We start from the raw sequence: 25906 nt of genomic DNA, 5'->3' as shown, positions 1-25906 counted from the left end.
AATAGAATAGAGAAAGAATGTGACTGCAAAACAAGCGATGAATCGCCCAGAAAAACAAATGCGCGAATGGGTATCAAGCGTAATCGTAAAATACAATTTCTGCCCCTTTGCCCGTAAAGAAGTTGAAAGCAATTGCATTCATTATCAAATCAGTCAGTCTATTACACTTGATGACGCAGTAATGGACATGCTTGAGCAGTGTAGCGAGTTAGATCAGCAAGCACAGCGCGAAACAACCCTTTTGATGTTTGAACAAGGCTTTAAGGACTTTGAAGAGTTCTTAGATTTAGTCGATTTAGCCAATGCGCTTTTAGCAGCGCAAGGTTATGAAGGTAAATATCAAATAGCCAACTTTCATCCTGACTATGTCTTTGCTGACAGTGATGACAGCGATGCTGCAAATTATACCAACCGTGCACCTTACCCGACACTGCATTTGATTCGTGAAGCCAGTATGAGCGAAGCGTTAGATAACTACAATGAACCAGAGTCTATTCCGGAGCACAATATTAAACTTGCAAGGCGCAAAGGCATCGACTTTTGGCAGCAATTGTTACAAAACTGCATCGATAAACGCTAATGTTTACCAATCGTGTAAATGTAAAAAAGCCAGCAGTGCTGGCTTTTTCTGTTTTGTACTGATTCGTTTAATAAAGTGAGTTATTTTTTTACCCACTGACCGTTCACTTCAATGTAGTGACCCGGCTTAGTTTTCTCGATAGTTTTAGCAGCTGCAAGTGCTTCAACTTGCGCTAAAGAGAGGTTGTTCTTTTTCGCCAGTTTTAAATATTGCTCTTTGCGCTTTGCATTTATTTCTTCAACCACCGCTTTTGCTTCACTGTTATTAACCACTAAACCTAAATAGCCTGAGCTGTTTTCACCCACTAGCCCTTGGCTCTTTGCATCATCAAGGCTGATAGCCCATACAGAGAAAGATAAACAAACAGCACTGATCATGGTGATCACATTTAGTTTTTTAAGTTGTAATTTACGCATGTTTGCTCCTTAGAATAATTCACTATCATCACTGAATAAGGTATCAAGTTCTTTATCCACTTTTACGCGGATCTCATGATCAACTTTTACATTTAAGTTGATTGTAATCGGCTCTTTTGCTGCCACCTCTACACGGTGAGTACAGGCACTCAGCATGCCTACAGCCGTCAGCATTACTAACCACTTAGCCATCATTGCTTCCTTTTTTTGCATACTCTTTCTCAACTCTTTGAGTAATTTCATCACTTAAACGCAGTGCCCTAAGTAAAGTAAATACATTCTCTTCATGATTATAATTAAAGTTCACCGCTTGTTGCTGCGCTTCATTATAACCCTCTAAATTGACACCTAAATGTAACCAACCATCTGGTTTGAGATTAACACTACTACGTAGTTTTTTAATATCTAAATTTTCAAGTAAACTCAGCGTTGTGCTCAGTTCCTGCTGCTGTGCCTTTACAGCTTCAAAACCTGCATTATTGGTGATCAGTAATTTACCGTCACCTTGATTAACCAGCTGCCCTTGCTTTACTTCTACCCCCTGCTTGCTTATTACAACAGGTAAGGTGCCCGCTAAGCGGCCACTTAAACTAATTCCAGACTCAGCATCAAGGGTGACTAGTTTGCTGGCATCAATATTTTCAAACTTAACAGTCGCGGTTTGGTTATCACTCAGTGGACAGTAGCTATTCACCACAAATTCCCCCCCCATAACCTGACCGGTTAGATTAGCTGCGCAAGGCTGGTTAGCCGTTACCTGCAACTGACCCTGTATATTTTTCACCACTGCACCTGCACGCAGTTCATTAAGTGTAAATTTAGTCGCTGCAATATTAAGCTGCCCTGAATTAAACTTCCCGTTTAGATCCACAGCAAAATCGTTCGCGAGGTAATCGTTGTAAAGCGCACTGAATTTATCTATGTGCAAACTACCCTGTGCTTGTTGAAGATTTACATCACCTTTAATAATGCCCGAAACAACCCCATCAGTGACGGTAGCTAGGGGCTCAAACTGATAAATTATAGGGTTAAGCTTAGCAATTGTCTGCTCTGGTATCACGAGTTCAAATGGGTGCGCAACCTCAGACATATGGTGGCTAATTAGCACTTCAAAGCCATCTGCAAACACATGATGCGTTGCCTGTAAGGCGCGACTTTGTAGTGCATTTGTAACGACGGACAACTTATTTAAGGTAAGCTCCGGAGTTGTTAATTTGGCGGCAGAGGTTTTGGCATCAATATCAGCAAATAACTCCCCCACACTTAGGTCTGTTCTGAGAGTTAGCTCATTACTGATTTTTGCTGCGTTAATATCATTATAATTTAATGATTTAACCTTGCTGTTAGCTTTAACAATTAAGTGCTGCTGGGCATTATGCTCAGCGTCAATAGTGCTAGTAAAGTCAGCTATCGTTGCATCCGATATAAGCGCGTTTTTAACACTTACATTTGCATTCAGTTGAGCAACTATTGGACTCGCAAATAACTCATCAATGTTTAGCTTTCCTTTAGCCCCAATACCCTCAACCAGAGCACCGTCAGCCTGTAAATCTAAAAAAGCTGGTAATGAATTCAATGACAGCTGAAAACCTGATTTAACAGTTCCATCATTTAAATGAGCATCAAGCTTAAATTCACTTATATCTTCACTATTAAAATGAATGCCAACTTGGCTTTTAAGTGATGTGAGCGGGTTCTGTAAAGAAAGTGACGTATTACTTACTTTTATCTCGCTTTGCCTCTCATTTGCTTGCAGCTTAACTATAGGGACTGATAGCAACTCACCATCAACACTTAACGGTTCTGCAATTTGCAACTGCCAAGCAAGCGGCAGCTGCGCTCTAATAAATGATTGGTACTGTTGGTTTGCTATATAGGTAAAACAATCTTGGTGTGCACTAAATTGATTCCGTAAAGCTGATAAATCCGCGTTTAGATGCTGTTGATTTAGTTGGTACTTTGCACTCAGGCTCCCTTCAGTAGCAAAACTTAAGTCACATTGCTCTAAAGCGTGCTGATAATTTACATTTACCACGCTTTTAATAGCAACCGTAATACCATCAAAATTAACCTGTGACTGAGTAGTAAAATGGCTGTTTTTGGGCAGTTTGATGAATCGTTCAAGCACTTTCTCATCAAGGGTGAGATTGGCTTTCACTTCATAATTTGATATTTCAACGTCTGCACTGATATCACGTGAAATCGTAAAATGATTTAAGCGTTTTTCCCGTATCGCCAACCTAACAGGATTGTCGGTAAACGGTGAGACTACATCAAGCTGCTGAATGCTAATTAGCGGTCTTTGCTCTGGTAATACTAAAGCGAGCTTTTTGAATTCTGTTTGTGAAGAGTCAGATTGTTTACTTACCTGATTGCTAAGAGTGAGATTAGCGCGAGAAACTGTTACCTGCTGCTTATTAGCAATAATACCAGCCAACTCAATTTGCTGTCCTTGGTAGGTTAAACATAATTTCTCGATATTTAAATCAAGCTTGCTGGTTAATGACCAATCAATACAATGAAGCGCAACGCCATTTTTACTGAGCATAGGTGTTAAGTACCACGATGTCAGTGGCAATCTGAACAGATACGCCAAAAGCACCATGCTTAGCACGATACCTAGCAACCCTACGCTTATCCGTTTAAAACTCAAAAAACTCTCCTTGCTTCTCGCTTCTCGCTTCTCAGATCATTATAAACAAAAAGGCCACACATGATAGTGCAGCCTTTTTAGTTTAAACGGTTTGTATGAACCTAGCTTGTATAGCTAGGCACATAGCTAACTTCTAGCCAACGTTTTTGCGTGCGTTGCGGAACATACGCATCCACGGGCTATCTTCACGCCATTCATCTGGGTGCCATGAGTTAGCAACCGTACGGAATACACGCTCTGGGTGCGGCATCATAACCGTTGCACGACCATCTGTAGAAGTAATACCTGTGATACCCTCTGGTGAACCGTTCGGGTTAGCTGGGTATTGCGTAGTTGGGTTACCGTAGTTATCAACAAACTTCACTGCCACAGTACCTGACTCAAGCGCTGCTTTAACAGCATCAGCGTTTGCGAACTCAGCATGGCCTTCACCGTGAGAAACAGCGATAGGCATACGTGAACCTGCCATACCATTAAAGAATACTGATGGGTTTTCTTGCACTTCTACAAGGCTAAAGCGAGCTTCAAAGCGCTCTGACTTATTCGTCACGAAACGTGGCCAGTGCTCAGTACCTGGGATCAATTCTTTCAATGTTGAAAGCATTTGACAGCCATTACACACACCTAAGCTGAATGTATCTTCGCGGTGGAAGAAGCTTTGGAACTGCTCACGAGCCATCTCATTAAATAAGATTGACTTAGCCCAGCCTTCACCTGCACCTAGAACGTCACCGTAAGAGAAGCCACCACATGCCACTAAGCCTTTAAATTGCTCAAGTGTTAAACGACCTTCAAGGATATCGCTCATGTGAACGTCAACCGCAGCAAAGCCTGCACGATTAAATGCAGCAGCCATTTCTAAGTGAGAGTTAACACCTTGCTCACGAAGTATCGCCATTTTCGGCTTCGCACCTGTAGCAATGTAAGGCGCTGCAACATCTTCGTTTAGGTCAAAGTTTAGTTTTACGTTAAGACCTGGGTCTTTTGCATCAAACTTAGCATCAAACTCTTGCTTAGCACATTCTGGGTTGTCACGACGTGCTTGCATTTGGTAAGTTGTTTCAGCCCAAATAGTACGAAGCTCAGTACGCGTGTGGTTAAGTACTACATCATCACCACGAGTGAATACCACGCGGTCATCAGCGTTTAATGTACCAATTTCATGACTGATAGCAGCTAGACCGTGGTCAGCAAGAACCGCTTTAACTGCGTCTAAATCGTCATTAGCTACTTGAATCACTGCACCTAACTCTTCATTATAAAGCGCTTCGATGTCTGAACCTGTTAAGCCTGCAAGGTCAACAGTTACACCCGTGTGGCCAGCAAATGCCATTTCAGCAACCGTAGTGAATAAGCCACCGTCTGAACGGTCATGGTAAGCAAGTAACTTATTATCAGCTACAAGTGCTTGCATTGCGTCATAGAAACCTTTTAATAATGCTGGGTTATCAACATCAGGTGTCACATCACCTAGTTGCTTATAAACCTGTGCAAGGCTTGATGCACCCATACGGTTTTGACCAGCACCTAAATCAACTAATAATAGTGATGAGTCACCTTTATCAGTGCGTAGTTGTGGGGTCACTGTTTTACGAACATCTTCAACACGACCAAATGCAGTGATGATCAGCGATAATGGTGCAGTAACAGATTTTTGTTCACCGTCTTCATCCCATTGAGTTTTCATAGACATTGAGTCTTTACCCACAGGGATTGTTAAACCAAGTGCAGGACAAAGCTCTTCACCTACAGCTTTAACTGCTTCATAAAGACCCGCATCTTCGCCAGGGTGACCAGCTGCAGCCATCCAGTTTGCAGATAGCTTGATATTTTCAAGGCCACCGATGTTAGCACAAGCGATGTTAGTTAGAGACTCAGCCACAGCTAAGCGAGCAGAGGCACCGTAGTTTAAAAGTGCAGCTGGTGTACGTTCACCTAATGACATTGCTTCACCGTGGTAAGTATCAAACGCAGCAGCGGTTACCGCACAGTTTGCGACTGGCACCTGCCAAGGACCTACCATTTGGTCACGAGCAACTAAACCCGTTACCGTACGGTCACCAATAGTGATTAAGAATGTTTTCTCAGCAATCGTTGGTAAGCGTAATAAACGCTGTGCAGCATCAGCAGCATCAATGTGAGCAATGTCTAATGGTTGCGATTGTGCTTTTTTCGATTCAACTTCGCGGTGCATTTTTGGTGCTTTACCAAGTAATACATCAAGCGGAAGATCTACAGGACTGTTACCGAAGTGGCTATCTTCAACCGTTAAGTGACGCTCTTCTGTTGCTTCACCAATAACAGCATATTCTGCACGCTCACGTTTACAGATTGCTTCAAAGCGCGCGAAGTCTTCTGCCGCAACTGCTAATACGTAACGCTCTTGAGATTCGTTACACCAAATTTCGTGTGGTGCCATACCCGGCTCATCGTTTGGAATGTCACGAAGTTGGAATTTACCACCACGACCACCGTCGTCTACAAGCTCAGGGAATGCGTTTGAAAGACCACCAGCACCCACATCGTGGATGAAAGCGATTGGGTTTGCATCACCTAGCTGCCAACATTTGTCGATAACTTCCTGACAACGACGTTCCATTTCTGGGTTTTCACGCTGTACCGATGCAAAGTCTAAATCTTCGTTTGATTGACCTGATGTCATACTAGACGCAGCACCACCACCAAGACCGATGTTCATTGCCGGACCACCTAGTGCAATTAGCTTAGCACCTACAGGGATTTCACCTTTTTGAACATGTTCAGAACGAATGTTACCTAAACCACCTGCAAGCATGATTGGCTTGTGGTAACCACGTACTTCTTCACCGTTATGGCTTGATACTTTCTCTTCGTATGTACGGAAGTAACCAAGTAAGTTAGGACGACCAAATTCGTTATTGAATGCCGCACCACCTAATGGACCTTCTGTCATAATATCAAGTGCATTAACGATACGACCAGGCTTACCGAAGTCAGTTTCCCAAGGTTGCTCGTAGCCAGGAATACGTAGGTTAGATACCGTGAAACCAACTAAACCAGCTTTAGGCTTAGAACCACGGCCAGTAGCACCTTCATCACGAATTTCACCACCAGAACCAGTCGATGCACCTGAGAATGGCGCAATCGCAGTTGGGTGGTTATGAGTTTCAACTTTCATCAAGATTTCGATGTTTTCTTGATGATACGCGTACTCACCCTCAAGATTAGGGAAGAAACGACCCGCTACCGAACCTTTCATTACCGCTGCGTTATCTTTATATGCCGATAACACGTTTTCAGGGTTCTGCTCGTAAGTATTTTTGATCATTTTGAACAAAGATTTTGGCTGCTCGATGCCATCAATTGTCCAATCAGCGTTAAAGATTTTGTGACGACAATGCTCAGAGTTTGCTTGTGCAAACATGAATAATTCGATGTCGTTCGGGTTACGCCCTAACTTTTGGAAGTTTTCTACTAAGTAATCGATTTCGTCATCTGCAAGCGCAAAACCTTGCTCAACATTTGCTTTAGCAAGTGCTTCACGGCCACCACCTAAAATGTCAACTGATGACATTGGACGCGGGTCATCGTGGCGGAATAATTTAGCTGCATCAGCCATATCTGCGTGAGTTGCTTCAGTCATACGGTCATGTAACAACGCTGCAACTTCAGCTGTTTGATCAGCTGATAGATTACCTTCAACGTAGTATGCAATACCACGCTCAACACGGTGAACTTGGCTTAAGCCACAGTTATGTGCGATGTCAGTTGCTTTTGATGCCCAAGGCGAGATAGTACCTGGACGCGGCGTTACAAGAATTAACGTGCCTGCTGGCGTGTGCTCAGCAATCGTTGGACCATAAGTAAGCAGTTTTTCCAGCTTTGTTTGCTCATCAGCTGAAAGTTCAGCAGTGAGATCTGCAAAATGCATGAACTCAGCATAAACGTCAGTAACTGGAAGTTGTGCCTGTTGGCAACGCGCTAAAATTTTCTGAACTCTAAAATCGGAAAGTGCTGGTGCACCACGAAGGATCAACATAGGTATTTTCATCCGGGGTTAGGGATTGAACGATATTTTAGGCGCATATTATAGTGCAAATAACGTCTAGATTTAACTCAAAATTACGCTTTTATTTAAATAATCTCGATAACCGCTATTATAGTCACATCAATTAACTATCTTAGTACTCATTATTTTTCTGCAGGTTCTTGTTCTGTATGACTTATCTACCTTCCCCCTGTTACGATTATTAATTTTTAAATAGATATATAAAACTATTCGCCAAGTGACGTGGCTTTGAAGTTTTGTTATAACGGTAACGTAATGGTTTAAGGGGCATTTATAATCTATGCAAAAGTTACTCGCTATTTTTAGTTTAGTGCTCATGTTATGTGCGTGCGATATGCAACAGCAACCCTCGCAACTCGCTCATATCAAGGCACAGAACAAAATTAGAGTCGGCACTTTAGCTGGTGCGAGTAATTACTATCAAGCACCGCAAGGTGTGCAAGGCTTTGAATATGAACTCGCTCAAGAGTTTGCTGACTATGTTGGTGTTGAGCTTGAAATGGTGCCCTTTTTTAATCTATCCGATATGTTCGCACGCTTAGAAAGTGGCGATTTAGATATAATAGCTTCAGGTCTTACATATAATACGATTCGAGCTGAACATTATCGCTTCGGCCCAACCTATCGCACAATTAGCCAAAAGCTGGTCTATAAACAAGGCCGCACTCGTCCTCGTGAGTTTTCAGATTTAACCGGTAACCTAACTGTTCTAGCAAAAAGCAGCCATTCGTTGGCGCTACAGCAATTAAAACAGCTGAATCCAGAGCTTAGCTGGAACGAAACTGAAGACATGGATGAAGAAGAGCTTCTGCAAGCTGTTATCGACGGTGAAATTGATTATACCCTAGCTGATTCACACACCTTGTCGTTGTTTCGCCGCTACCACCCAAATTTAAGCATAGGTTTCTCGGTTACGCGAAATGACCCTATCGCTTGGCTACTAAGAAAAGATGGTGACGATTCTTTATATGCCTTGATGGTGCCATTTTTTGGTGACGTAAAACAAAGCAACCAGCTTTATGTTCTAGAAGAAAAATACTTCGGCCATGTTCGCCAGTTTAATTATGTGAACACCCTAGCTTATATCGAAGCAATAAAAGAGACCTTACCTAAATACCAACCTTGGTTTGAGCAATACGCTGGCAACATAGATTGGCGATTACTGGCAGCCTTGAGTTATCAAGAATCAATGTGGAACCCAAGAGCTAAGTCACCAACGGGTGTTCGTGGTATTATGATGCTCACTCAAGCAACTGCAAAACAGGTCGGCGTAACTAATCGATTAGAACCAGAGCAAAATATTAAAGGCGGTGCAGAGTACCTTGCCAAAGTGATCTCTTGGATCCCTGAACGCATCCCACAGCCTGACAGAACTTGGTTTGCCTTAGCCTCTTACAATGTTGGCTGGGGACACGTAAACGACGCTCGTATCATCACTGAGCAAGAAGGTGCAAGCCCTGACAAATGGGCTGATGTTAAAAAGCGCTTACCTCTTTTAATTAAAAAGCGTTACTATCGTAAAACCAAATATGGTTATGCGCGGGGCGATGTCGCTGTGCAATATGTTGATAATATTCGTCGTTATTACGATGCGTTAGTTTGGCTTGACGAAAATGATGCTATTGCTAATCCCGAGAGCGAGCAACAAACAGCTGAAGAAGCAAAACCTGCAACAGAGGCAAGCGAAATAAAACCAAGCGACAACACTCAACAAACTAACTCAGAGCAGCAGAAGTCAGAAAACAACTAACTTCAAGCACCGAAATCTGTTTACTTGTCATCAAATGATCATTATCTTCCTGTAGAGATCAATATAATGCTTTACTCTCACTTAAGGAGCACACATGTTAAAAAGAAGACGCAAGACACATAAGTTCAAGCGAAATGTTATTTACTCAACGGCTACACGTCGTCGTATCATGCTACGCAATACACACAAAAAAGTTATCTGGCGTCGCCGCCTATTTGCGATGCAGTTAATGGAAGCACAAGTTCCTGCAACGCCGGTTGTCTAACTAGGCGTTGCGAGCAGCCAGCTTTGCCGCCTTTTTCTCTTCTCTACGACGCTTAAAAAACTTAGATATCACCGCCCCACACTGCTCACTCATAACATCACTGGTTACTTCAACTTGATGATTAAGCCTAGGTTCTTGTAGAAGATTCATAATTGAGCCTGCCGATCCTGTTTTTGCATCCTTAGCGCCAAATACAAGTCGCTTAATACGGCTATGAACCAAAAGGCCTGCGCACATCGAACAAGGTTCTAAAGTTACATACAGAGTGCAATCTATTAGGCGATAGTTGTTAAGTACTTTTCCTGCTTCACGGATTGCCATCATTTCTGCATGAGCTGATGGATCGTTATCAATAATTGAGCGGTTATAGCCATAAGAGATCTGTTGATTGTCTTTTACGAGTACTGCACCAACTGGAATTTCATTAATCGCAGCCGCTTCATTGGCGTAGCTCAATGCTTTCTCCATCCAATACTCGTCGCTAAATTGTTCGCTCATATATCACACAAATCTTGTAAAACTGTGAGTAATTATACCTAGTTAGTGAAAAATGTCGGCAATAAATGCTGCTACAATTAAAAATTAACGCAAAATTTAGTGGCTTTTTCATGGCTCAATGGACCCATATTGCGCTATAATCTCGCGCTTTTTTTATTTAGCTTACAACACGGGTAGCAAATGAAATTTCCTGGACGCCGCAGGCATAAACATTATTTTCCGGTGGAAGCCAAAGATCCACTGACGAATCAACTTAACTCAACCGACCGACTACAACGTAGTTATATTACGGGTATCGACCAAATTGTGGTGGATATTGAAGCGAAAGTTGATCAAGCTTTCCTAGATGAATTTCAATTGCGCCGTGGCATGTCGCAAGTGATCGAAAACGATATTACCAATGCGTTATACGACAGACTGAAACTCGATAACATGATCGATTATGAGTTTGCCGGTGGTACGGTGGGTAATACCATGCACAACTATTCAACACTTGCTGACGACCGCTCTGTGTTGTTAGGAGTAATGAGTGAAAATATCAAAATCGGCAGCTATGCATACCGTTTTTTATGTAACACCTCTAGCCGCGTTGACCTTGACTACCTTCAGCCTGTAGATGGCCCAATTGGTCGCTGTTTTACCTTAATTGACGAGACAGGTGAACGCACCTTCGCAATTAGTGCAGGGCTTATGAATCACCTTCGCCCTGAATCAATCGATCAAGCTCTTATTGAAAATTCATCAGCATTAGTGATCAGCGCATATCTGATGCGTACTCAAGGTGATGAAACCATGACAGAAGCCACTATGCAGGCAGTAAAATATGCCAATGATGCAGGTGTTCCTGTGGTTTTAACCCTTGGTACTAAGTTCTTAATTGAACAAGATCCAGCTTGGTGGGCTGATTTTGTTAAAGAACATGTTGATATTCTTGCTATGAACGAAGAAGAAGGTCTTGCTATTACAGGTTTTGAGGATCCGCTTCTGGCTGCCGACAAAGCGCTAGACTGGACTGATTTAGTTATTTGTACTGCCGGCGAAAAAGGCTTATTTATGGCAGGTTACGTAGACGATTCATTCAAGCGTGAAACAGAATACCCATTATTACCAGGTGCAATTGCTGACTTTAACCGTTATGAATTTTCGCGCGCAATGCGTAAAGAGGACTGCCAAAACCCTATCCGTGCATACAGCCACACAGCACCGTTTATGGGCGGCCCTGATAGTATTAAAAACACTAATGGCGCAGGCGATTGCGCTCTTGCTGCGGTCCTACATGACTTATCAGCCAATGTTTACCACAAACTAAATGTGGCAAACTCAGCGAAGCATCAACAACCTGCAATAACTTACTCATCACTTGCACAAATCAGTAAATACGCTAACCGTGCGAGTTATGAAGTACTGGTTCAGCACTCACCACGTTTATCTCGTGGCTTACCAGAACGTGAAGATTGTTTAGAGCAAGTTTACTGGGATCAGTAACCGCAACTAAAAAATAGAAATATCCAGTTTCTGGGATAAACGCTCAAGAGCCGCTATCCCAGCAACTGAATTCCCATATGAGTTAAGTCTTGGCGCCCAAACAGCCACTGTAAATTGATTCGGTAACACAGCTAAAATAGTGCCCGAAACCCCAGATTTACCCGGCATACCCACACGGTAGCCAAAATCCCCCGCAGCATCGTATAAACCACTAGTAAACAGCAACGAGTTTAACTGCTTGTTTTGTCTAGCACTAAGTACTTCTTGCCCATTGGCATCTTTACCTTGGTTCGCTAAGTAGCTGTAAGCTTTTGCTAATTCTACGCAGTTCAGCTCTATGGCACAGAAGTTAAAGTAAGCCCATAAAACATCATCAACTTCATTATTAAAGTTGCCAAATGACTTCATTAGATGCGCCATCGCGGCATTGCGGTGACGAAACTCATATTCAGAATTAGCCACTTTCTTATCAATAACAACCTGAGCATTACCTGATAACTGGCGAAATGATTCAAGCATAGAGTGCATCGGTGCAGATAAACGACTGTATAAAGCGTCACAGGTGACAATAGCACCGGCGTTAATAAATGGGTTGCGTGGTATGCCCTGCTCAAACTCAAGCTGTGTGAGTGAGTTAAAAGCAGTGCCTGAAGGTTCTTTTCCGACTCGCTGCCATAATTCATCGCCATAACGCTGAAGCGCTAAGGTTAAGGTCATTACTTTTGAGACAGATTGAATCGTGAAACGCGTGCTGCAGTCACCAGCGCAATAGGTTTGCCCATCCACGGTATGAATTGCAATTGCGAATTGGTTTGGTTCAACCTCTGCTAGCGCAGGAATATAATCAGCAACCTTACCTTGGCTCAGTAATGGCTGAACTTCTTTTGTTATTTCATCTAATACGTGTTGATAATCAATCTGTGACATACCGCGTCCTTTAAAACAAAAAGCCCCGCATTTGCGAGGCTTTGTAGTCTACTAAAGATGGTTTGCTATAGCGATTGCTATTAGCTCATAGCTGATTGCAGTTTTTTCATCGCTGTTTTTTCTAGCTGGCGAACACGCTCTGCTGAAACATTGTATTTCTCAGCAAGTTCTTGCAGAGTTGCTTTATCGTCAGCTAACCAACGCGCACTTACGATGTCTTGTGAACGCTCATCAAGCGTTTTTAACGCACTGAATAAGCGTGCATGAGACTGTTCTTGCCATTGCTGCTCTTCGATATCATCAGCAAGATCTGCACTGCCATCAGTTAAATATTGTACTGGCGAGTATGTGCTTGTCGGTGCATCGTCATTGTCATCGCCCGTTAAGTCAAAGCCCATATCTTGGCCACTCATACGTGATTCCATCTCACGTACTTCTTTTTCACTTACACCTAGCTCATTAGCAACTGTGCTAACTTCAGCTTGGTTAAACCAACCTAAACGCTTTTTATTTTTACGTAGGTTGAAGAATAATTTACGTTGCGCTTTTGTTGTAGCAACTTTCACGATACGCCAGTTTTTCAGTACGTACTCATGAATTTCGGCTTTGATCCAATGTACTGCGAATGAGACTAAGCGGACACCTACACTTGGGTCGAAACGTTTTACCGCTTTCATCAGACCTATGTTACCTTCCTGAATTAAATCAGCTTGCGGTAAGCCATAACCTGAATAGCTTTTCGCAATATGAGCAACAAAGCGCAGGTGCGACATAATGAGTTGCTTCGCAGCTTCAAGATCACCTTCTTCCTGAAGACGAGTCGCCAACTGCTTTTCTTTCTCTGCATCAAGCATAGGAATAGTGCTAACCGCTTGAAGGTAGCCGTCCATACTTGCGCTCTGTTGACCTGCAGTAAGTGCCATTGCGTATAAATCTTTACTCATTTTTCACCTCAGTGATAAACATTTGAAACCATCTTAGCACTCTTTAAGCGAGAGTGCTAACTTCAATTAAAAACTTTTTTAAAGTTCAAATCAAGTGGTTTTTGTATCTATTTTTAGTCTACGCTAACACGCTGAATAAGCGATGAATTCTAGCTTGGAGTGATATTTTTAAAAATTTACGCGAATACTATTTATCGCTAAAAACGAAGTGTAACAACGAATTGTTACACTTTATCGGGTTCAATTTCTTTTATGTAGCGGTTAACTGATAGGTAAGAACCAACAAATCCTAACCCTGTTGCAAGGGCAACCAAAATGCCAAACTCTTTCAGTGTTAAGCCAATTAAGTCAAAGTTGGTTTCATATACGCCAGCAACATCACTCACCGCAGCGCCAAGCCACCACATCATTAAAGCAACGCAAATAAAAGAGAACAAACCACCAATAATGCCGTACCAAATACCCGTCCATAAAAATGGCGCATGAATAAAGGTATTTGTCGCCCCTACTAACTTCATCACTTGAATTTCATCTTTCTTATCCATGATCGATAAACGGATCGTATTACCAATGATCAGGGTAACGGAGGTTAATAATAGTAGAGCGATGGTAATCACGCTTTCTTTTAATAAACTTAAAAGTGCGTTTAAGCGTTCAAGCCAAGCAATATCGAGCTTACCAAAGTCAACTTCTCTTTCGGCTTCCAGCTTTTGTAATAATTGCTTTGCCGTATTAGGCTGACGGTATCGTGCTGTGGGTGTGACAATAACAACATCAGGTAACGGGTTAGCATCTAAATACTCAAGTGCTTGACCAAATCCTGATACTTGTTTGAATTCAGTGAGGGCATCGCCTTTTGATATAAACTCCACTTTATCTACTTCAGGGTAGAGTGCTAAACGCTTAACTAAAGTCTGCGTTTGTTGTTCAGTCATGGTTTCTTTTACGAACAACGAAATCTCTGCAGCATCTTCAAAGCCACTGCTTACTTGAGAGACATTTTTAACTACTAAATAAAGTGTCGCAGGGAGCGTTAAGCTTAAACCTAATACCGCAATGGTCATCAATGAAGCAAGAGGCGTTCGCCACATTTCACCTAGGCTGTGCACTCCTTGACGAATAAGGTTAATAAAGAAGAAATAAGGCGCAGCTAAAAATGACTTTTTCTGACGTTCGTTTTGGCTATTACGACTTTTAAATAATAAACTCATAGCGTCCCCTCAGCTAAAGGGTCCTCAATCATGCGACCATCTTTAAGCGTTAGACTGCGATAACGCATACGCGCAATTAAGCCGATATCGTGAGTTGCAATGAGCACAGTTGTACCATGATTATTAAAGTCTTCAAATAAACGTAATATGTCCATTGAAAGCTCAGGATCTAAGTTACCTGTTGGCTCATCGGCTAGTAAAATAGGTGGTGAATTTACGATAGCTCGGGCAATACCAACCCGCTGCTGCTCACCACCCGATAACGTTGCAGGATTACACTTTGCTTTATCAAGTAACCCAACTTTATCAAGCGCACCATGAACACGCTTAGCTATTTGCTTATGGTGTGTACCTTCTATGATTAAAGGCAAAGCAACATTATCAAACACTGAGTAACGTTCTAGCAAACGATGATTCTGGAAGATGATACCTATATCGCGACGAACATAAGGGATCTGACGGGATTTAACTGCATTTAAATCAACACCATTAATAAGCACCTGCCCCGCCGATGGACGCTCCATCAAGCTAATGAGCTTCAATAAGGTACTTTTACCTGCACCACTGTGCCCTGTTAAAAAGGCCAATTCGCCAGGTTTAATATGAAAGCTGACTTTTTCAAGGGCACGATGGCCACCTGGATATGTTTTACTGACTTGCTGAAAATTTATCATTTTAGTTATCAATCATCTTGCAGCGAAAAAAGGGAGCAAGCTCCCTCTAATTAATTATGCGTCATCCTCGTCTTGGCTAAATAGCGCATCAATAAAGTCACTACTATTAAAGGTACGTAAATCATCAATACCTTCACCAACACCAATGTAACGAATTGGGATGTTAAATTTATCTGCAACGGCGAAAATCACACCGCCTTTTGCGGTACCATCTAATTTAGATAAAGTGATACCTGTTAAACCAACACATTCATTAAATAGTTTAACTTGGCTAATTGCATTTTGACCCGTACCAGCATCGATAGTTAGCATCACTTCATGCGGTGCATCTGGGTCAATTTTCTTCATTACACGAGCTATTTTCTCAAGCTCCTGCATTAAGTTGTCTTTATTTTGCAAGCGACCTGCTGTATCAGCGATTAACACATCAACATTACGCGCTTTTGCTGCCTGAAAAGCATCAAAAACTACTGAAGCACTGTCTGCACCTGTATGTTGAGCAATAACAGGTATGCTATTACGTTCTCCCCAAACTTGAAGCTGCTCAACCGCTGCAGCACGGAAAGTGTCACCTGCAGCAAGCATCACCGACTTACCTTCACTTTGGAATTGCTTAGCTAATTTACCAATTGTAGTGGTTTTACCAACACCATTTACACCCACCATTAAGATAACAAATGGTTTTTTATCACCACTTACAACCAGCGGTTGCTCAGCAGTTTTGAGCATGCTTGCCATTTCTTGCTTCATTAGCTCGTATAAAGCATCACCATCTTTTAACTGCTTACGATCCGCTGCATCTGTTAGGTTATCAATCAACTTCATAGTTGTATCAACACCTAAGTCCGCTGTCAGTAACTGTGTCTCTAGCTCTTCGAATAACTCATCGTCTATTTTCTTACCACTAAAGATAGAGGCAAATCCTGAGCCGATATTAACGCGAGTTTTTAATAAGCCCTTTTTAAGGCGCGCGAAGAAGCCTTCTTTCTTCGGTTTTTCAGCGGCTTGAGCTGCTTTTTCTTGCTCTAAACGTTCAGCTTGTGCTTTTTCTGCAGCAATGCGCTCTTGTTCTACACGTTCCGCTTCCGCCTTTTCTGCCGCAATACGTTCTTGCTCTAAACGTTCAGCTTGTGCTTTCTCTGCCGCGATGCGTTCTTGTTCTACACGTTCAGCTTCTGCTTTTTCTGCAGCAATGCGCTCTTGCTCTAAACGCTCAGCTTGTGCTTTTTCTGCAGCAATGCGTTCTTGTTCTACACGTTCAGCATCGCGTCTTTCTGCAGCAATGCGTTCTTGCTCTAAACGCTCAGCATCGCGTCTTTCTGCAGCAATACGTTCTTGTTCTAAACGTTCAGCTTGTGCTTTCTCTGCCGCGATGCGTTCTTGCTCTAAACGCTCAGCTTCTGCATTTTCTGCCGCGATACGTTCTTGTTCTAAACGTTCAGCTTGTGCTTTCTCTGCCGCGATACGTTCTTGTTCTAAACGTTCAGCTTCTGCATTTTCTGCCGCGATACGTTCTTGTTCTAAACGTTCAGCTTGTGCATTTTCTGCCGCGATACGTTCTTGTTCTAAACGTTCAGCTTGTGCTTTCTCTGCCGCGATACGTTCTTGCTCTAAACGCTCAGCTTCTGCATTTTCTGTCGCGATACGTTCTTGTTCTAAACGTTCAGCATCGGCTTTTTCTGCCTCGATACGTTCTTGTTCTAAACGTTCAGCTTGTGCTTTCTCTGCAGCAATGCGTTCTTGCTCTAAACGCTCAGCATCGCGTCTTTCTGCAGCAATGCGTTCTTGTTCTAAGCGCTCAGCATCGGCTTTTTCTGCCGCGATACGTTCTTGTTCTAAACGCTCAGCTTCTGCTTTCTCTGCCGCGATACGTTCTTGCTCTAAGCGCTCAGCATCACGTCTTTCAGCTGCAATACGCTCTTGCTCTAAACGTTCTGCTTCCGCCTTTTTGGCTGCAATAAGCTCAGCTTCGCGTTGCGCTTGTTCAGCGGCAACACGTTCTTGCTCTAATTTCATAGCCGCTTCTTGCTCTGCAAGACGGGCTTGTTGTTCTTGACGTTGCTGCTCTGCTGCTTGTTGCTCTTGAGCTAAGCGATCCGCTTCGGCTTTTTCTGCTGCAATGCGCTCTTGCTCTAAACGCTCCGCTTCCGCCTTTTCGGCTTCAATACGCTGCTGTTCTTCTATTTGCTTCTGGTTATCAGCCTCTTTTGCTGCTTGTTCTGCTTGTTGCTTATCTGATTTGCCAAAACCAAACCAAGACAGGAATTTACTTTTTTTTGCCATACTTGCTAATAACCACTTATAAAAATCTGATAAACTTATATGAATAATAGTTTGGTGACAGTTCAGCTTTTTAGCCAAACATAAACAGGTACCATCTATCGCTAAGATCGCAATACTATCACTTTTAGCGCTGTAGAAAAATGACACGCTAGCTATTGCATACAATATTATCTGAGCTAGGGGTCAGTTACCAATAATTAGTGAATTAAATGAGAAAAAAATCAACAGCTAACCGCCAAACAAAAGCAGCGAATAATAAATCATCAAATGGCTTTATTCGTATCATTAGTGGGCAATTTCGCGGTAGAAAATTACCAGTAAAAGATGTGCAAGGCTTGCGCCCAACCACAGATCGTATAAAAGAAACCGTATTCAACTGGCTAATGCAAGATACACGTGGCGCAGCTGTACTCGATTGCTTTGCCGGTTCTGGCGGTTTAGGTTTTGAAGCTTTATCTCGCTTTGCAGAACGTGCTGTCTTTTTCGAGCTAGATAAAGGTGCCGCTAACCAATTACAAGAAAACATTAGCACTCTTAAATTGGATAATGCCGCAATAAAACAAGGTAATAGCCTTTCATTATTGGACCAAAACACGCAAAACGAGCAATTTGATCTAATTTTTGTTGACCCACCATTTCGACAAAATTTGGCTGAAAAAAGTTGTTTTTTACTCGAAAAAAATAACTGGTTAACTGCCCAAGCACTAATTTATGTTGAGGTCGAAAGCGAACTAAGCGACTTAGACATTCCAGGTAACTGGATGCTTTTAAAAGAAAAAACTGCTGGGCAAGTGATTTGTCGTTTGTATCAACGCGAGACAAATTAACACTATTTTGCAAACCTAGTTTCTGTTAATATTATTCTTTACATGTGGTGTTGCTTCGGATTACAATACCGCACCATTTTTGAACCACTTGATCGTTATTCGATCAACTTGAGCAACGCTCATTATTTAGGTAGGTGAATTTTTAATGCCAGTAATTAAAGTAAGAGAGAACGAACCGTTTGACGTAGCACTTCGTCGCTTCAAGCGTTCATGTGAAAAAGCAGGTATCCTTTCAGAAGTTCGTCGTCGCGAGCACTATGAAAAACCAACAGCTGAGCGCAAGCGTAAAAAAGCTGCAGCAGTAAAGCGTCACATGAAGAAGCTTTCTCGCGATAACGCACGTCGCGTTAAATTATACTAATCAGTATTTGGTCTTGTATAAATGAGCCTTTTATTAACGCTAAAAGATGCGCAAAAAGATGCGATGAAGGCAAAAGACAAAGAACGTCTTAAGCCTATCCGCATGGTACTTGCTGCAATCAAGCAACGTGAAATTGACGAGCAAATTACGCTTGACGACGACGGTATTACCGCTGTTTTAGTAAAGCTTGTTAAACAACGTCGCGATTCTTACACCCAGTACATTGATGCGGGTCGTGAAGATTTAGCTGAAATTGAAGCCAGTGAGATTAAAGCACTTGAAGAATTCTTACCTCAACAATTGAGTGAAGAAGAAATCATTGCTCTTATTGACTCGGCTATAGCTGATACAAACGCAGCGGGTATGCAAGACATGGGTAAGGTAATGGGAGTTATCAAAAGCAAAGCTGAAGGTCGTGCCGATTTAGGTAAGATTTCTGGCTTAATCAAGCAACGATTAACTGCCTAGCCCCCACATACAGATGTATGATTCAAGCAAACCGAGCCCAGTGCTCGGTTTCTTGCTTTTAGTCTTTCATAAACACAGTAATTGTGTTCAAATCTTATTTTAGAACGCATAGATAGCGCAGGAAAAACAACAGCTATGGCCGGAAAGATCCCTCGACAATTTATAGATGATTTACTCGCTCGCACAGATATTGTTGAGTTAATTGATTCGAGAGTTGGCCTCAAAAAAGCGGGTAAAGACTACCAAGCCTGTTGCCCTTTCCATAACGAAAAGTCACCTTCTTTTACCGTTTCTCAAGATAAACAGTTTTACCACTGCTTTGGTTGTGGTGCGAATGGCAATGCAATTTCGTTTGTTATGGAATACGACAAATTAGAGTTTGTTGATGCTATTGAAGAATTAGCGAGTATGCTCAATTTAGACGTACCTCGCGAACAAGGCACAAGCTCAGGCCCGCAACGCACCGCAGAACAAAAGCGCTCTGATTACGATTTAATGTTGCATGCTGCTCGCTTTTATCAACATCAATTAAAGCATCATGCCAACTCAAAAATGGTTATCGACTATATTAAAGGTCGTGGTTTAAGCGGTGAAACAGCGAAAAAGTTTATGATTGGTTATGCGCCTAGTGAATGGGAAGCACTCTGCCAACAACTTGGCCGCAACAAAGAACAAAAAGAACAACTTGTTGAGTTAAAGCTTGCCTCTGAAAAGTCGCCTGGTCGCCAATTTGACTTCTTCCGTGACCGACTCATGTTCCCTATTCGCGATAAACGCGGTCGGGTGATTGCGTTTGGTGGCCGTGTTATGCAAGCGGATCAAGGTCCAAAATACCTCAACTCACCAGAAACGCGTATTTTCCATAAAGGCTTTGAACTTTATGGTTTATACGAAGCAAAGCAAGCACATAAAAAACTTGAACATATTTTAATTGTTGAAGGTTATATGGATGTTGTTGCTTTAGCTGAGCAAGGCATCGAGTATGCCGTTGCAGCCCTTGGCACTGCAACTACCGCAGAGCATATGCACACTTTATTTAGAACTACAGATAAAGTAGTTTGCTGCTACGATGGTGACCGTGCTGGCCGCGATGCTGCTTGGCGTGCTCTGGAGAATGCGCTTCCTTATCTTGCAGATGGCAAATCATTAAAGTTTGTGTTTTTACCAGACGGTGAAGACCCTGATTCACTGGTACAAAAAGAAGGTAAAGACGCTTTTGAAGCAAGGTTAAAGGAAGCCGATGATTTTACCAAGGTGCTGTTTAATAAGCTCAGCCAAGAGATTGACCTTACACAAGATGCAGGTAAAGCAAAGCTACTTAGTGATGCCCTCCCGTTGATTGAAAAAATTCCCAGTGATTTTTACCAAGAAAATATATTGGAACATCTTGGCCGCTTAATAGGTCGAACAAGAGAGCAATTAAATAATCGCGTTAAATCACCAAAGCAACAGCACGCTATTGAACGTAAATTTAAAATAACGCCGATGCGCCAAGCGATTGGTATTTTATTGCAACACCCAAACTTGGCGACCAGCATAGCTTATATGCCGGAATTGGCAGAAATGAAAATAGCTGGTATTGAGCTGTTTTTGCGGATACAGCACTTAGCGCTAGAGCGTGAAGGCATAACGACAGCACAAATTTTAGAGTCATTTCGCGATACCGCCGAATATGACGCGCTGGTTAAATTAGCAACTTGGCAGCACCAAATAAATGACGATCGTTTAGAGACTGTTTTTAAAAATACTTTTAAATTTATTGAAGACCAGTGTTTAAATTATCGACTAGAGACCCTATTAATAAAAGACAAGACCCAAGGCTTAAGCAGTGAAGAAAGGCTAGAATGCCACTTACTGACGCAAGCGTTAAAAGGCAGCAACAGCTAGTCAGAATTGAATAATGCTGTTATACTGTGCTATTCACTGCGTCTAGTTAGTTTTCGTGTCGCTTAATTAATAAGCGAGCTGGCGCCTGTTGTATCAACTTTCAGAGTGGAAGAATAAATCTCTATGGATCCAACTCCTCAGTCACAATTAAAGCTTCTGATTCAAAAAGGTAAAGAGCAAGGTTATTTAACTTTTGCAGAAGTTAATGATCACCTTCCACAAGACATTATCGACTCAGATCAGGTAGAAGATATCATTAGCATGATTAATGATATGGGTATCAAGGTAAGTGAAAACGCGCCTGATGCCGATGAATTAATGATGCAAGAAACAACGACAGACGAAGACGCAGCAGAAGCCGCGGCAGCTGCACTTGCGACTGTAGAAAAAGAGATCGGTCGAACAACTGACCCTGTACGTATGTATATGCGTGAAATGGGTACTGTTGAACTTCTTACGCGTGAGGGCGAAATCGTAATCGCTAAGCGTATTGAGGAAGGTATTAACCAAGTACAGATTTCAGTTGCTGAATACCCAGAAGCAATTACCTATCTACTAGAGCAATGGGACAAGTTTGAAGCAGAAGAAATGCGCTTAAGCGACATTATTTCTGGTTTCTTTGACCCTAACAATGAAGATGAATCACAAATCTCTGCAACACACATCGGTTCTGAGTTAAACGAAGAGCAACTCGACGACGAAGACGACGAAGAGGATGATGATGAAGACAGTGATGATGATGACGATAGTGATGGCGATACAGGCCCTGATCCTGAAGAAGCGCGTATTCACTTCGAAAATTTACGTGAGCTTTATAACAAAGCACGCGATACGTTCGAAGAAAAAGGTCGCTCACATCCTGATTCACAGGAAGCTATTACAGAAATCGGCGAACTATTTAAAACATTTAAATTAGTGCCAAAACAGTTTGACCGCATGGTTAATAACATGCGTGAAATGATGGACCGCGTTCGTGTACAAGAACGTATTATCATGAAGCAAGCTGTACAAATTGCTAAGTTACCGAAAAAGAACTTCATCAAGCATTTTGCAAACAACGAAACGGATGCTAGCTGGATTGACCTTGAGATTGCTGCAAATGAGAAATACTCTGTAGCTCTTGAAGAAGTTAAACCAGAAATCATTCGTTGCATCAGCAAACTAAGTGCAATTGAAGAAAGCACGGGTCTTAGCATCGAACGAATTAAAGACATCAACCGTCGTATGAGTATTGGTGAGGCGAAAGCTCGCCGTGCGAAGAAAGAAATGGTTGAAGCGAACTTACGTCTTGTAATTTCAATCGCGAAAAAATATACCAACCGTGGTTTACAATTCTTAGACCTTATCCAAGAGGGTAACATTGGTCTAATGAAAGCGGTTGATAAGTTCGAATACCGCCGTGGTTATAAGTTCTCAACTTATGCAACATGGTGGATCCGTCAGGCAATTACGCGTTCGATTGCTGACCAAGCACGTACCATCCGTATTCCTGTACACATGATTGAGACGATCAACAAGTTAAACCGTATCTCTCGTCAAATGCTACAAGAGATGGGGCGTGAGCCGAGCCCAGAAGAATTAGCTGAGCGTATGTTAATGCCTGAAGACAAGATCCGTAAGGTACTTAAAATCGCTAAAGAGCCAATTTCAATGGAAACGCCAATCGGTGATGATGAAGATTCGCACTTAGGTGACTTCATTGAAGATACCACTATAGATTCACCTATTGATTCTGCAACAATGGAATCATTACGTGGCGCTACAAACGACGTATTAGCAGGCTTAACAGCACGTGAAGCTAAAGTACTGCGTATGCGCTTTGGTATCGACATGAACACTGATCATACATTAGAGGAAGTTGGTAAGCAGTTTGACGTAACACGTGAGCGTATTCGTCAAATCGAAGCGAAAGCGTTACGTAAATTACGTCACCCTTCTCGCTCTGACTTACTGAAAAGCTTCTTAGATGCTAAGTAATTTAGTATCGCATTTTTAACTAAAAGGCCGCTGTTGCGGCCTTTTTTCTATTCGAGAGATATTCATGGCTTGGATCCAAATTCGTATCAATGCAAACGCTGACAACGCAGAATTAATCAGCGACTTATTAATGGACACCGGCAGTGCCTCAGTGACCTATGTTGACGCCAAAGATACCCCTATTTATGAGCCAAAGCTTGGCACAGTTCAACTATGGGCTGATACCACTGTCATTGGCCTTTATGACGCAAACCACGATATGGACAGCGTTGTAGAGACTCTAAAAGCTGAAGCAACACTCGCCGATAAACTTGTTTATAAGATTGAACAGCTTGAAGATAAGGATTGGGAACGAGAGTGGATGGATAACTTCCACCCAATTCAATTTGGTGAACGCTTATGGATCTGTCCAAGCTGGCGTGATATTCCAGATCCTAATGCTGTTAATGTATTACTCGATCCTGGTCTTGCTTTTGGTACGGGTACCCATGCAACCACGGCGCTTTGTTTAAAATGGCTAGAAAGCCAAGATTTAACAGGTAAAACCGTTGTCGATTTTGGTTGTGGCTCGGGTATTTTAGGAATAGCGGCAATCAAATTAGGTGCTGAGCGCATGATTGGTATCGATATTGATCCACAAGCCCTTGAGGCAAGCCGCGATAATGCAAAACGTAATGGTGTTGCAGATAAACTTGAAGTGTATTTACCTGAAGATCAGCCAGAGTTCACAGCCGATATTGTGGTTGCAAACATTCTAGCTCAACCACTTCGCGAACTACATGAAGTGATCTTAGGCCTTTTAAAACCGAATGGTAAAATTGCTATGTCAGGTATTTTAGAAGAGCAAGCTCAGTCTGTTGCCGACGTTTATGCCCCATTTTTAGTCCTTGATGAAGTGGCTGCTGAGGGGGAATGGACCCGAGTAAGCGGCATAAAGAAAGCCTAAACAGCCCTAGAGCATTTACTCAAACATAATAGGTAAAGCCAGTATTTAACAGGCTTTACCTTATTTTTACAGTTAGTAGTTTCTCACTTTTTAGTGAGTAAAAATTTTTCTGTTCAAATAACAAACAAATCAACCTACCCGTCAAACTGTTATCAAAAGTCAATACGAAAAGGGCAAAAAAAAGTCACTTTTGTTCAATTTATAGCCTTTGATTTTTGCTAAAAAAGCCGTAAACTTAGCGCCCCTTGAAAAGAGGCCAATTGAATAACAGTGCGTATCGGTTCATACCAACTTGAGAACAACGTAATTGTCGCGCCAATGGCAGGCATTACAGACAGACCATTTAGACAACTTTGCCGTCGCTTAGGTGCTGGCCTTGCTGTTTCTGAAATGCTCTCGTCAAACCCGAAAGTATGGAAAACCGAAAAATCGATGAACCGTATGGATCACAGCGGTGAGTCGGGAATTCGCTCGGTGCAAATCGCCGGTGCCGATCCTGAGCTTATGGCGCAGGCAGCACAATTCAATGTCAGCAATGGTGCACAGATCATAGATATCAATATGGGGTGCCCGGCTAAAAAAGTGAATAAGAAACTCGCAGGCTCTGCCTTATTACAGTTTCCTGAATTAGTACAAGAGATACTCGATGCCGTTGTTAATGCTGTCGATGTCCCTGTCACTTTAAAAATCCGTACCGGATGGGATCAGGATAACCGTAATGGTGTCGAGATTGCGAGAATAGCTGAACGTTATGGCATTGCCTCACTTGCAGTACATGGACGAACACGTGCATGTATGTATAAAGGTGAAGCAGAGTACGCCACAATTAGGGATATTAAACGTTCAGTGTCTATCCCTGTCGTTGCCAATGGTGATATTACTTCACCAGAAAAAGCAAAGCAGGTTTTGGATTATACGGGTGCAGATGCCATTATGATTGGTCGAGCCGCCCAAGGTCGCCCTTGGATTTTTAGGGAGATAGACCACTATTTGCGAACTGGAGAACATTTGCCAGCACCTGAAATTTCAGAAGTGCGTAGCATTTTGATGGAGCATTTAGACAATCTTCATCAGTTTTACGGGGAGCCAATGGGAGCGCGTATCGCTCGAAAGCATGTATCTTGGTATTTGCAAACCCATGACAGTGACGGTCAGTTTAGGCGAGTATTTAATGCGTTAGATAACCCACAGGCACAAGTCGACGCATTAGAAGAATACTTTAAAACACTAGCAGCTAACTAAGAAAGAAAGAGACATATAACGATGTTCGAACAAAACGTGACTTCTCCATTTATCACAAACCCTCATGTACAGTCACACGAGAAACCACAGCCGTTGCGTGATGCAGTGAAAAAAGCTGTTCATCACTACTTAAAGCAACTTAATGGTCAAGACGTACAAGACGTATACGACCTTGTTCTTTCTGAGCTAGAAGCACCATTACTTGAAGAAGTAATGACGTACACGCGTGGTAACCAAACTCGTGCTGCAATCTTACTAGGTATCAACCGTGGTACTTTACGTAAGAAGCTTAAAAAATACGGCATGAACTAATACTGGTTATTGAAACCGTAATCATTCTAACGAGCTATCGTTATAATTGCTTACAGCTTCATAGTAACTGGTAATAAGTTATTTGAAAAAAGCACCTTAGGGTGCTTTTTTTATAGCTGTTAAAAACTATGCAAAATCCTCACGCTTTAAAC

General features: G+C 42.2%; 22 protein-coding genes. 12 read left to right on the top strand and 10 right to left on the bottom strand.

Annotated features, from left to right (window positions below; genetic code table 11):
- The first annotated feature begins 37 nt into the window (after positions 1 to 37).
- The gene (locus L1D46_RS03995) at positions 38 to 580 is read left to right on the top strand and encodes a DUF1415 domain-containing protein (RefSeq protein ID WP_130052249.1); all 543 of its coding nucleotides are present in this window, start codon (positions 38 to 40) and stop codon (positions 578 to 580) included.
- Positions 581 to 660: 80 nt separating this feature from the next.
- Here L1D46_RS03995 and L1D46_RS03990 read toward each other — a convergent pair whose 3' ends face one another.
- The 4 genes from L1D46_RS03990 to purL all read right to left on the bottom strand — a co-directional run bounded on the left by L1D46_RS03990 (position 661) and on the right by purL (position 7667).
- Complete coding sequence (locus tag L1D46_RS03990) at positions 661 to 996, bottom strand: YdbL family protein (protein WP_130050624.1); 336 nt, start codon at positions 994 to 996, stop codon at positions 661 to 663.
- A 9-nt stretch (positions 997 to 1005) separates the two neighbouring features.
- Positions 1006 to 1188, bottom strand: coding sequence for a YnbE family lipoprotein (locus L1D46_RS03985; RefSeq protein WP_054551055.1), 183 nt, complete (start codon positions 1186 to 1188; stop codon positions 1006 to 1008).
- Positions 1181 to 3649 (bottom strand): YdbH domain-containing protein, encoded by a 2469-nt coding sequence (locus L1D46_RS03980; protein ID WP_239976841.1) that lies wholly within the window; start codon positions 3647 to 3649, stop codon positions 1181 to 1183. Before L1D46_RS03980 ends, L1D46_RS03985 begins: the two co-directional genes overlap by 8 nt.
- 133 nt (positions 3650 to 3782) lie before the next feature.
- Positions 3783 to 7667, bottom strand: coding sequence for a phosphoribosylformylglycinamidine synthase (gene purL / locus L1D46_RS03975; protein ID WP_130050622.1), 3885 nt, complete (start codon positions 7665 to 7667; stop codon positions 3783 to 3785).
- A gap of 310 nt (positions 7668 to 7977) precedes the next feature.
- Between purL and mltF the strand changes: the two genes are divergently transcribed.
- Positions 7978 to 9447, top strand: a complete 1470-nt coding sequence (mltF, locus tag L1D46_RS03970; RefSeq protein WP_130050621.1) for a membrane-bound lytic murein transglycosylase MltF — start codon at positions 7978 to 7980, stop codon at positions 9445 to 9447.
- A gap of 94 nt (positions 9448 to 9541) precedes the next feature.
- On the top strand, positions 9542 to 9712 hold the full coding sequence (locus tag L1D46_RS03965; protein ID WP_167658517.1) for a hypothetical protein: 171 nt from the start codon (positions 9542 to 9544) through the stop codon (positions 9710 to 9712).
- Here L1D46_RS03965 and tadA read toward each other — a convergent pair whose 3' ends face one another.
- Complete coding sequence (gene tadA / locus L1D46_RS03960) at positions 9713 to 10210, bottom strand: tRNA adenosine(34) deaminase TadA (RefSeq protein WP_130050620.1); 498 nt, start codon at positions 10208 to 10210, stop codon at positions 9713 to 9715.
- A gap of 180 nt (positions 10211 to 10390) precedes the next feature.
- Here tadA and L1D46_RS03955 point away from each other — a divergent pair, with 180 nt between their 5' ends.
- Positions 10391 to 11695 carry an inosine/guanosine kinase gene (locus L1D46_RS03955; RefSeq protein WP_130050619.1) on the top strand — a complete coding sequence of 435 codons (1305 nt, stop codon included), beginning with the start codon at positions 10391 to 10393 and terminating at the stop codon, positions 11693 to 11695.
- Positions 11696 to 11701: 6 nt separating this feature from the next.
- Here L1D46_RS03955 and glsB read toward each other — a convergent pair whose 3' ends face one another.
- From glsB to ftsY, 5 genes are all read right to left on the bottom strand, one after another.
- The gene (glsB, locus tag L1D46_RS03950) at positions 11702 to 12622 is read right to left on the bottom strand and encodes a glutaminase B (RefSeq protein WP_130050618.1); all 921 of its coding nucleotides are present in this window, start codon (positions 12620 to 12622) and stop codon (positions 11702 to 11704) included.
- Between the two features lie 80 nt (positions 12623 to 12702).
- Positions 12703 to 13566 carry an RNA polymerase sigma factor RpoH gene (gene rpoH, locus L1D46_RS03945; RefSeq protein ID WP_054551048.1) on the bottom strand — a complete coding sequence of 288 codons (864 nt, stop codon included), beginning with the start codon at positions 13564 to 13566 and terminating at the stop codon, positions 12703 to 12705.
- A gap of 224 nt (positions 13567 to 13790) precedes the next feature.
- A complete protein-coding gene (ftsX, locus tag L1D46_RS03940) occupies positions 13791 to 14777 on the bottom strand; it encodes a permease-like cell division protein FtsX (protein WP_130050617.1) in 987 nt (328 codons plus the stop codon).
- Positions 14774 to 15451, bottom strand: a complete 678-nt coding sequence (gene ftsE / locus L1D46_RS03935) for a cell division ATP-binding protein FtsE (RefSeq protein ID WP_130050616.1) — start codon at positions 15449 to 15451, stop codon at positions 14774 to 14776. The genes ftsX and ftsE overlap by 4 nt, the downstream gene beginning before the upstream one ends.
- Positions 15452 to 15505: 54 nt before the next feature.
- Positions 15506 to 17734: a signal recognition particle-docking protein FtsY gene (gene ftsY, locus L1D46_RS03930; RefSeq protein WP_239976848.1), complete on the bottom strand. Its 2229-nt coding sequence runs from the start codon at positions 17732 to 17734 to the stop codon at positions 15506 to 15508.
- Between the two features lie 209 nt (positions 17735 to 17943).
- On the opposite strand from ftsY, the gene rsmD reads away from it, so the two are divergent.
- From rsmD to fis, 8 genes are all read left to right on the top strand, one after another.
- Positions 17944 to 18561, top strand: a complete 618-nt coding sequence (gene rsmD, locus L1D46_RS03925; protein WP_239976839.1) for a 16S rRNA (guanine(966)-N(2))-methyltransferase RsmD — start codon at positions 17944 to 17946, stop codon at positions 18559 to 18561.
- A gap of 145 nt (positions 18562 to 18706) precedes the next feature.
- Complete coding sequence (rpsU, locus tag L1D46_RS03920; protein WP_002957797.1) at positions 18707 to 18922, top strand: 30S ribosomal protein S21; 216 nt, start codon at positions 18707 to 18709, stop codon at positions 18920 to 18922.
- Positions 18923 to 18943: 21 nt separating this feature from the next.
- The gene (locus L1D46_RS03915) at positions 18944 to 19390 is read left to right on the top strand and encodes a GatB/YqeY domain-containing protein (RefSeq protein WP_054551044.1); all 447 of its coding nucleotides are present in this window, start codon (positions 18944 to 18946) and stop codon (positions 19388 to 19390) included.
- Positions 19391 to 19525: 135 nt separating this feature from the next.
- Positions 19526 to 21277, top strand: coding sequence for a DNA primase (gene dnaG / locus L1D46_RS03910; protein ID WP_130050614.1), 1752 nt, complete (start codon positions 19526 to 19528; stop codon positions 21275 to 21277).
- 123 nt (positions 21278 to 21400) lie between these two features.
- Positions 21401 to 23254: an RNA polymerase sigma factor RpoD gene (rpoD, locus tag L1D46_RS03905; protein WP_130050613.1), complete on the top strand. Its 1854-nt coding sequence runs from the start codon at positions 21401 to 21403 to the stop codon at positions 23252 to 23254.
- Positions 23255 to 23318: 64 nt separating this feature from the next.
- Positions 23319 to 24200 (top strand): 50S ribosomal protein L11 methyltransferase, encoded by an 882-nt coding sequence (prmA, locus tag L1D46_RS03900; RefSeq protein WP_130050612.1) that lies wholly within the window; start codon positions 23319 to 23321, stop codon positions 24198 to 24200.
- Positions 24201 to 24470: 270 nt separating this feature from the next.
- Positions 24471 to 25442, top strand: coding sequence for a tRNA dihydrouridine synthase DusB (gene dusB, locus L1D46_RS03895; protein ID WP_054560983.1), 972 nt, complete (start codon positions 24471 to 24473; stop codon positions 25440 to 25442).
- A 21-nt stretch (positions 25443 to 25463) separates the two neighbouring features.
- Positions 25464 to 25754: a DNA-binding transcriptional regulator Fis gene (fis, locus tag L1D46_RS03890; protein ID WP_002957804.1), complete on the top strand. Its 291-nt coding sequence runs from the start codon at positions 25464 to 25466 to the stop codon at positions 25752 to 25754.
- Positions 25755 to 25906: the final 152 nt, after the last annotated feature.

It is taken from the genome of Pseudoalteromonas sp. Isolate3, from assembly GCF_022398505.1.
In the GTDB taxonomy this organism is placed as follows: Bacteria; Pseudomonadota; Gammaproteobacteria; order Enterobacterales; family Alteromonadaceae; genus Pseudoalteromonas; species Pseudoalteromonas apostichopi.
The sequence above is the reverse complement of the archived record's forward strand: the minus strand, read 5'-3'. Positions and strand labels throughout refer to the sequence as shown.